This is a genomic window from Deltaproteobacteria bacterium CG11_big_fil_rev_8_21_14_0_20_49_13 (assembly GCA_002796305.1).
Lineage (GTDB): Bacteria > UBA10199 > UBA10199.
This window is the reverse complement of sequence record PCWZ01000089.1, coordinates 1-8,598: the sequence shown is the minus strand read 5'-3', so window position 1 is coordinate 8,598 and position 8,598 is coordinate 1. Positions and strand designations below refer to the sequence as shown.

The 8,598-nt window shown below is 51.8% G+C and carries 7 protein-coding genes and 1 pseudogene (1 of these 8 only partly in view); 4 read left to right on the top strand and 4 right to left on the bottom strand.

Going from position 1 to position 8,598, the window contains the following annotated elements; all coding sequences use genetic code 11:
• From COV46_08920 to COV46_08905, 4 genes and pseudogenes are all read left to right on the top strand, one after another.
• Positions 1 to 61 (top strand): annotated as a pseudogene (locus COV46_08920) (hypothetical protein); it begins 1,538 nt to the left of the window's first position.
• 370 nt (positions 62 to 431) lie between these two features.
• On the top strand, positions 432 to 779 hold the full coding sequence (locus COV46_08915) for a hypothetical protein (protein ID PIR16303.1): 348 nt from the start codon (positions 432 to 434) through the stop codon (positions 777 to 779).
• A gap of 19 nt (positions 780 to 798) precedes the next feature.
• Positions 799 to 2,289, top strand: a complete 1,491-nt coding sequence (locus tag COV46_08910) for a hypothetical protein (GenBank protein ID PIR16302.1) — start codon at positions 799 to 801, stop codon at positions 2,287 to 2,289.
• A 177-nt stretch (positions 2,290 to 2,466) separates the two neighbouring features.
• Complete coding sequence (locus COV46_08905) at positions 2,467 to 3,078, top strand: hypothetical protein (GenBank protein PIR16301.1); 612 nt, start codon at positions 2,467 to 2,469, stop codon at positions 3,076 to 3,078.
• Here COV46_08905 and COV46_08900 read toward each other — a convergent pair.
• From COV46_08900 to COV46_08885, 4 genes are all read right to left on the bottom strand, one after another.
• On the bottom strand, positions 3,075 to 3,884 hold the full coding sequence (locus COV46_08900) for a tRNA pseudouridine(38-40) synthase TruA (GenBank protein PIR16300.1): 810 nt from the start codon (positions 3,882 to 3,884) through the stop codon (positions 3,075 to 3,077). The genes COV46_08905 and COV46_08900 overlap by 4 nt on opposite strands.
• A gap of 6 nt (positions 3,885 to 3,890) precedes the next feature.
• Positions 3,891 to 4,826: a hypothetical protein gene (locus COV46_08895; GenBank protein ID PIR16299.1), complete on the bottom strand. Its 936-nt coding sequence runs from the start codon at positions 4,824 to 4,826 to the stop codon at positions 3,891 to 3,893.
• Positions 4,827 to 4,900: 74 nt separating this feature from the next.
• Positions 4,901 to 7,510 (bottom strand): hypothetical protein, encoded by a 2,610-nt coding sequence (locus tag COV46_08890; GenBank protein ID PIR16298.1) that lies wholly within the window; start codon positions 7,508 to 7,510, stop codon positions 4,901 to 4,903.
• A gap of 50 nt (positions 7,511 to 7,560) precedes the next feature.
• A complete protein-coding gene (locus COV46_08885) occupies positions 7,561 to 8,598 on the bottom strand; it encodes an aspartate-semialdehyde dehydrogenase (protein PIR16297.1) in 1,038 nt (345 codons plus the stop codon).

The window sequence follows — 8,598 nt, the reverse complement described above, 5'->3', positions numbered from 1 at the left end:
ACAACATCACCCTCTTTGGCGATCCCTCAAAACAGCAGGAGATAAACCCCTACGACGGTAGCGACGAGATAAACGGATTTTATTCGAACGGCTTTAAGGGCCAAAGCGGAGCCTCAAGGAACGCCGTCTTTCAGAAAGGCGGCGGGGACCTTTATGCCGAAGAAGTTACGCTTGCATGGAGAGAAAGTAACGATGATGATGCCGTAACAGCGATAAGCGTCAAGGCAACTCTTGGGACGGAAGAATATAAAGAGGACGGCGAGACAAAGACAAGGTCAACTTCCGCCCCCACGTTCCTCTATCTTGGCGGTTCGGGCGACAAATATGTTGATAACGCCGTAGAAAAAAATACCAAGAAGGTAAAGCCCGGAACAAAGGTGGAGCAGAACAAAGGCGATGACTTCTGGTACGGAGAGAGGATACAATATACAGTGTCCAACGTAAAAGATGATGGAGACATAGGAGACCTTGATGCAACATCCGTTGATAATATAGATACGCCGGAAGGTTTCCCCAGCGGACTTGGTGATGTTGAAAGCGATATAATAAAAAGGCTGGGCGACCTGACCAATGAGGAAGATGACCCGTATTCAGGTCTAATGTCGGATGATCTCGGCGGATACTATTACAGCGAAAGCTACAATGAAATGAGGTCGGCCTTCGACGACCTGGCAACGGGACTCAACTTTAAGAACAACGGCAGCTGGCTAGAAGAAGAGGACGATGGCGGTGAGGACCTCGCTAGCAGTCTTGACAGCAAGGTAAACGGGGCATCATAAATATTTAAAGAGGCAAACTATGGCGATTTCAAACATCAGTTTTAAGGCGACCGAGGGGCCGTCCACAGAAGCGGCGCTTGAGATGAAAGCAAAGCTCAAAGCGGCCGTCAAACAGATAGATGAGGCCGAAGGCTATAGTAGCTACCTTACGGTAGGCGAAAAGGCGGAGCTGGAAAAATCGAAGGCTCTCCTTATGTCCGACCTTGCGGCGACCGACTATTTCCTGAAGACCGGGGAATGGTTAGGGCCCGTCCTTCCTGCAGGCGCCACGAATCAGCAGAGCCTTATCGACATGAACAGCCTTGAAGAGGGTTTCTGGCTCTTAAATCCCGGTGAAACGGTCCCCACAAAGCTGACCGATATCGACGGAGATATATTCGTAGAGAATAACAAGGTATCCGACGGCCAGGGCGGTTACATAAAGCCCAAGGTCTGGTATGTGGCCGGCGAAGATGTCACTGAAATAACGGGCAGAAACGTTGGAAAAGATATAGAGCTCGAGATAACTCACGAGGACGGAACGGTAGAGACCAAGCTCTTCAAGAACGGCGCAACAGGGGACTATCAGCTCTGCATCAACGGCCTCAAGAGCAAATATGACATGCTGATAGACATGTCGCATGTCGCCATCCTAGACCCCGCCACAGGTAAAAAAGGCGGCATGGTGATAATCGGCGGCAAGGGTGATGACACGATATACGGCACGCTTGGAACGGACAATATAAGCGGCGCCGGCGGTGACGATGCGATAGTCGGCATGGGCGGCGGAGACTCCGTCTATGGTTATGCCAGCACCGATCCCTTTGTGAATGTGGCGGGAACATACGGTGCGGCCGACCTTGGGGCAGACGGGAACGACGACATCTATGACATTTACGGGACCGATATTATCGATGCAGGCCCCGGGGCGCAGGACGTTGTACACAGAGGTTATACCACGAACACAACATCGATTCCGGCCGCCCGCGAAGAGGGCGGCGAGCCGGTGTTTGACCCTGACTCACCCGGCGACATCGAGAGCTGGTTCGCTGGTTCAGAGGGCTGGAAGGTCAACGCCGACGGCGAGAACGAGCTCGTACTCACGAAAAAAGACGGGGCAACCGATTCAAAAGTGATCATGGACGTGATAGGCGCGGGAGAAGAAGGCTACATGGTCACAGGCCAGCGCGACGGCACAACTAACGACCTAATTCTCACTGCGGTCAAGGTCGACGGCGGCGAACCGAGATATTACAGGGTAAGGGTAAGGGACTATTTCTCCAGTGATTCGAAGCTCACCATCAATAATTCGGTCACCGACCTCGGCGAGCTCAATAAGGACCTGGACGGCGTAGGCACAAAGGCCGTGACCTTGAACGGTACCGGCCTGGAAGGCGACATACTCATCGCCCCCAAGACCGTGTTCGATGACTACGCAGTTGAGATAGAAAACCTTGGAATAAGCACGAACGACAAGAGCCAGCTTGAGGAGCTGCTGAAACTGCAGAAGGAAGACCCCACATCAATCTAGAAAGATGCCACCATTAAAAATTCGGCCGAAAACGGGGACTACATCGAGCTCAATGCAAGCGGCAAGAATGAGATAGACATTCCTCCTGAACTTGGCGGCGTCGCCTTCGTCCAGAAGGACGGCAACATATGGACCATCACCGTTGCGAGCAACAGCAGCTATTCGTCTGAAAGGGTCGTGATAAAGCTCACGAACGTTCCCGCCGGCGCAACGATCAAGCTCGGCGGAAGCACGCAAAATGTCTATGTGACCGACAAGAACGCGACCGGCGTTATCATCAATACCGAAAGCGGGACGGACCTTGCCGCAGGATACAAGTTCGGGACCAATTTCGGCGATGCCGCAAGCGACGAGATTATGGAGACCAAGTTCAAGCTCGACAGCCACGGCAAGGGCGTGAGCACGGCACAGACGGTGGACCAGCTGAAGGACAAGATAACCGCCTGCACAACGTTCGACCTTCTCGACGAATATCAGGATATGGTCGACAAATATTCCAGTTCGAACCCTGAAAAGGCGAACCTGCAGACGAAGGTAAATAATAAGAGGCGGGAACTTATCCTCGCCAGGATAAACGGTACGATCCTCACGGACATGAAGTCAGCGATGGATAAGGCAACCGATGAAGAGCAAACGACGAAGAAAAAGGCCCTTGAAGACGCGATAAAGAAAGTAACAACCCAAATAGAAAAGCTGAAAAACAAGAACGGCTCCTATTCAGACCTACCGGATTCATGGGAGACCAAATTAACAGCCCTTGGCTACAAATCCGACGGAATGCCAGTTTAATAGAAGACCTCAACCAGATACAATCCACAGGCCGGGGCAGTGACCCCGGCCTTTTTCCTATCCCTAGACTCCAATATCCTTTTGGGGTCAGGCTTGACTTCTTGACTCTGGCAAAATCCAACCAGCGTCCCCACGATATTCCGCACCATATATTTAAGAAAGCCATTGCCAATGATATCAATTGCTATGATCTCGGATGTCATTGCGAGCGTTGCAAAGCAACCCCCCGCGAGAAATGTAGGAGATTGCCGCGCCCCTTTGGGGCTCGCAATGACATGAACTTTAATGCTCTCGATAGTTCTCACCCTCCCCTTGTTCGTATCTCCGCTGGCGCAAAAGGCGCTGAAATCGTGCTCGCCGACGAGCGCCTGCGCCGTTGTTTGCATGGTCGTTGCATCGAGCTTTGCCCCTTTTATGAACCATGCTCTATTCCTCATGATCGCCGGCCTCGCCGCGCCCGTCATTATCAAATATCTGTAATGCTTCCCCTTGGAATCTCTCTTTGCATGAAAATCCGGCGCGACCTCGCAGGCATCTTTTATGGAAATATCGTCCGGCAGCAGCGAATTGAGCCCGTCCATAAAACTTTGACAGGTGATCTTTGAGGCGGTCCTGAAATTCCCGACCTGCGCGAACGCGTGGACTCCTGCGTCGGTGCGGCTCGCCCCCTGAAGCATCACCTTCTCGCCGGCCATCTTTCTAAGCGCATTTTGGATGAGCTCCTGCACGGTACGCACGCGCAACTGCACCTGCCAGCCGGAAAAGCGCGAGCCGTCATATTCAATTATTAGCTTGATGTTTCTCATTTGGGGTCAGGCTTGACTTCTTGACTTTAGCAAATCTGCCGCCTTCTCCGCCTTCTTCTTTAATGAAGTCCTGCCCATTTTAACCAGCCTTGTGATCATGGCGGGATCCCGTCTTAGTTCCAGGGCTATCTCCTTATTCTTTTTTCCCAGATCCGCACATAGAATTGCAAAGACCGCCCTAGCCGATACAATTTCTTCAGCCCGGCCGCTTCCTAAAAGCTCGGCCTTGGTGACGTTAAATAGTCTTTCCACGACTTTCCAGACGTTGCAAAAATCACAGGCCATTTCTTTAGGATCGACCGGATCAGCAGCGGGCATTGTGCCGATCTCCTTTACAAATTCTTCGCTACCCAGAAATCTTTGGTCGACAACAGCGTAGAACCTGTCATTTTGAGACATATCAGCCCCATCGGCGATAAATCTCTTATATTTCTCCAACGCGATCTTTCGGTTAGAGGCAAAAATTGCAAGCGCCGGCCCAATGTCAACAAAACCGGCGGCTCCGACTAAATAATCAGCGTGACCGCTCCATTGATATTCGTCCGGACTTTCCGCAAGACCGGCCCGCACGGGATTAAGATGCAAATACCTGATCAGCTCTAAAAGATATTCATCCTTTTGGCATAATATCGCCTTGTATCTGCCCTGAAAAAGATGTCCGACCTTTTTATATTTCAGATTAAAATACTGAGTATAACTTTGGATCAGGCCCTGCATTATTTTTGAAAGGCCGATATCGCGCGTCTCTATTAAAAGATGAAAATGATTATCCATCAGAACATATGCATAAATCATAAAACCGTATTCTTTTTTATATTCGGCCAGCCTTTTAATGAAGAGGCTGAAATCGGATTCATCCAGAAATATCTTCTGCTTTTGGTTACCCCTGCTGTAAACATGATACAGCGCACCGGGAAACTCGATCCTGGGTTTTCTTGGCATAACGGCTACCGCTTATAGTTAAAGATCTACGATGTAAAGTCTAAAGTCAAGAAGTCAAGCCTGACCCCAAAAGGTCAGAATTCGAAGAGGAGGCCGGCGCTGTAGGTCATGCCGGAAAGGTCCAGCCCCTTCTTGCCAAAACTGTTCACCCAGCCGTAACGCGCCTCCATCGTAAAGAACATCTTCTTGATGGCGTCGCTGTCGCCGTCAACGAACGGAAGATATATCTGAACGCCGCCTATCCCGTGCAGTCCGGTCTTGAGCCCGTTTATCGTCTTACCTCTGTCCCCTTCCCTGTAATATACATAATCGAACCCGAACTTTGTGTAAGGAACGACCCACTGTTTTTCGGCGTAGTCTATCCTCCAGACGGCGTTCGTCTCCATCGGAAGCAGGAACATATTGAAGGTGTCGCCCGAAGGCTCGCCTGTAATGGCACCGAGCGCGGGCCTGTCCTTGCTCATGACGCCGACGCCGATCTCGGCGCCGTAGCGCCCCTTGTATAAAAGCCCGCCTTCGACCGTAGTTACAATGTTGCAGCACTTGTTAAAGAACTTTTTGGTGGTCGAGCCGGTCGGCATCCAGAAGCCCACCTTTAGCTCCATCGACCACCAGACCGGTTTTGGAGAATCTTCCGCTTTATCATCGGCATGAGACAGAGGCATACCAAACGATAAAAAAAACATAATAATCAACAATACGTCATTGCGAGTGAAACGAAGCAATCTCCTGTAACCACCTGTTTTCTGGAGATTGCCACGCCTCCTTCGGATGCTCGCAATGACAAGAAGGCCCAGAATGATCACCGCTCCCATCATCCATCGTCCCTCGTCCATCGTCCATCGGCTCTCGCCCCTAGTCCGCACAAGCGCACATCCCCCAGTCTCCCCCGAAAGTCCTGCGGGGCCGACCGTCTCCTGCGGCATGGCCGACGCAGAGGTCCCGTTAAGAAGATACGCCCTTGGGCCTACGTTACCGCCGGCGTCTACCCCTTCAACCGCCAGATAATATGTGGTGCCGTTCGTAAGGCCGTCCATATGGCCCGTAACGGAAGAACCGGCGCTTACCTGCGAGACCGTGGCCGAGACGTCGGTCTTTGTCTGCACGGCGGTGGCGTCGGTGTCCGAATAAAGATTATAATGGCTGATATCGTTCGCGGTAAGCCTGCCAAAGGTTATATAGGCACGCTCGTTGCCAAAGCCTGTGGAGCTTATGGTTATTTCTCCCGGCGGCGTATCTACCGTCACCGTGTCGGCCGAGCGGCCTTTAAGGTTCGTGTTGTCGCTCGAGGTCACGAAGATATAGACCGTGTTATCGCCCTCTTCAAAGGCGCTTGAGTTGTCGTCATAATTGAACGTGAAAATAGTGTCCGTATCAGCAGTTACCGAACCGCCGGAAGCCCCGTTAGTATCGATAACGCCCGTCCCCGTCTTTTCCACCGTACCGCCGACCATCACCGTGTAGTCGCCGGTGGTATCGGACTGAAAGGTCATGGCACAGCTCCCGCCCTGCTGCAGCGCCGTCGCCGCGGCTCCAGTGGAATCGGTATAGGAAATATCCGATATGTCGATCCACGGGTTGTCCGTTATCACGAGAACGTTGCCGCTCCCCGCAAGATAAATGTAATTGTCACCTGAAGCTATCATGGGTCCCGAGGTGCTCGATGTGGCAATGGGATCGCATGTAGAGGTGCAGGCGTTAGATGTATCCACATCTATGAACTGATTATTGGTCGTATTAAAGACGCTAACACCTTTACTTCCGGAGACGAATCCGTAAACGGGCGCCAATCCTCCATGAACGCTCATCGTCACCATGCTGGTGAAGGCGGTGTTCTCGCTATTCACCAGCTGCATCGGACTTGCCACTTCCTGATGTGTTGATGTAGAAACCACATATATGGTGGGATAGGCGTCGGGAGAGGGGGGAAGCTGCGCACCCGTTGCGGCATAGATCTTTGATCCGTTAGGGGTTACGGCCAGCGCCCCGATATCGGCCGCCTTGGTATCATCAAGGACGAAATCGTTGGGATTGCCTATGTTGTCTGTGGAAAAATAAGCCACTATGCCCACGTCGGTGGCAACGTATACCTCGTTCGTTTCGGGGGCAAAGAGAATATCAAGAACATTGAAGGCCGTGGCTACATTGGTAAGGTCCGGCGCCAATTTAAGATCGACCGTGGCGTTCAATTCGCTCTTTCCGGCCTGCCAGACATAGACCAAGCTGTTGGCATTATCAACTATGTAGAGCGTAGCGGCAGAAGATGTGTCAATGGCAACCGGGCCCAGTTTTTTTCCTTCGAGAGCCGTGACCTTCGTTACGGTCGGCGTGGCGGTGATATTGCTGACAAAGAACGTGAGAATATGACCGTTATCCTGCACCGCATAGATATAAGAATTATCAGGAGAGTATACTATCCCTTCTATATTTCCCGAGGTCCCATCGTCCGAAGTTAGCGCCGGGGGCTGGTTCGCCGCAAGGCCCCAAAGACCAAGGTCGATATCATTAAGGACGTCCGAATAGGATGCAAAGAGGTCGTTATTGTTGCTTGTGATGGCAAGACCGGTAACGATAGAGCCCAGGCCTAAGTTAAGCGTTGCCTTCACCTCATTTGGATAGGCGTTGACAACGACGCTCAGCGAAGAGAGAAGAAGAAAAACGAACATGGCGAACAATCTTTTCATATCAATGGCCCTTTTGGGGTCAGGCTTGACTTCTTGACTTTAAGCTAAAGTCAAGAAGTCAAGCCTGACCCCAAAAGTTCGGCGATCTGTACCGCGTTGGTGGCTGCGCCCTTTCTTAGATTGTCGGAAACTATCCAGCACTCGATACCATTGGGGATGGAGATATCCTCTCTTATCCTTCCAACAAATGCCTCGTCCCTGTCTTCGCAATCAACGGGCATCGGGTATCTGCCTTTTGAAGGATCATCTATGACAATGACACCGGGCGCATTCTTAAGGATATTTCGCGCGTCCTCGGCGGTGAGCTTTTTCTCGGTTTCGATATTAACGGATTCGGAGTGGCTGACCCTTACCGGCACGCGCACGGCCGTGCAGGTAACATTTACGGAACTGTCGCCCAATATCTTTCTGGTCTCGTTCACCACCTTCATCTCTTCCTTTGTATAACCGTTGTCGGTGAAGACATCTATTTGCGGAATGCAGTTGAACGCAAAGGGTCTTTCGCCGGCATCGAGCTTTTCAAGGGCCTCTTTTCCCGCGCCGGAAACCGACTGATAAGTGGAGACCACAACGCGCTTGATCTTCGCCGCATCGTGGATCGGTTTTAGGACGCATACGAGCTGGATGGTCGAGCAGTTGGGATTTGCTATTATGAAACCTTTCTTGTCATTGCGAGGAGCCCTTTGGGCGACGTGGCAATCTCTTTTACAGGGGATTGCCTCGCCTTTCAGGCTCGCAATGACATGGCCATTCACCTCCGGCACCACCAAGGGCACATCCGGATCCATCCTGAACGCGGCGGTGTTATCTATGACGATGGCTCCGGCCTTTGCGGCAATGGGCGCATATTCAAGGCTCACATCCCCGCCTGCCGAAAAGAGCGCAAGGTCGATATCTTTGAAAGAATCTTTGCGCAGCTTTTCCACGGTTATCTCCACGCCGCGAAACCTTATCTTTTTGCCGTGCGAAGCCTCGCTCGCCAACGGCAGGAGCCTTCCAACGGGAAACTTGCGTTCCTCGAGGACCTTTATCATCCGCTCCCCCACAAGCCCCGTGGCGCCGACGACTGCCATGTTATATAATTTCAT

Bases quoted from the DNA above. Each gene is read 5' to 3' on its own strand.
- COV46_08910 (PIR16302.1), top strand. From the start codon at position 799: ATGGCGATTTCAAACATCAGTTTTAAGGCGACCGAGGGGCCGTCCACA.
- COV46_08900 (PIR16300.1), bottom strand. From the start codon at position 3,884: ATGAGAAACATCAAGCTAATAATTGAATATGACGGCTCGCGCTTTTCC.
- COV46_08895 (PIR16299.1), bottom strand. From the start codon at position 4,826: ATGCCAAGAAAACCCAGGATCGAGTTTCCCGGTGCGCTGTATCATGTT.
- COV46_08890 (PIR16298.1), bottom strand. From the start codon at position 7,510: ATGAAAAGATTGTTCGCCATGTTCGTTTTTCTTCTTCTCTCTTCGCTG.
- COV46_08885 (PIR16297.1), bottom strand. From the start codon at position 8,598: ATGAAATTATATAACATGGCAGTCGTCGGCGCCACGGGGCTTGTGGGG.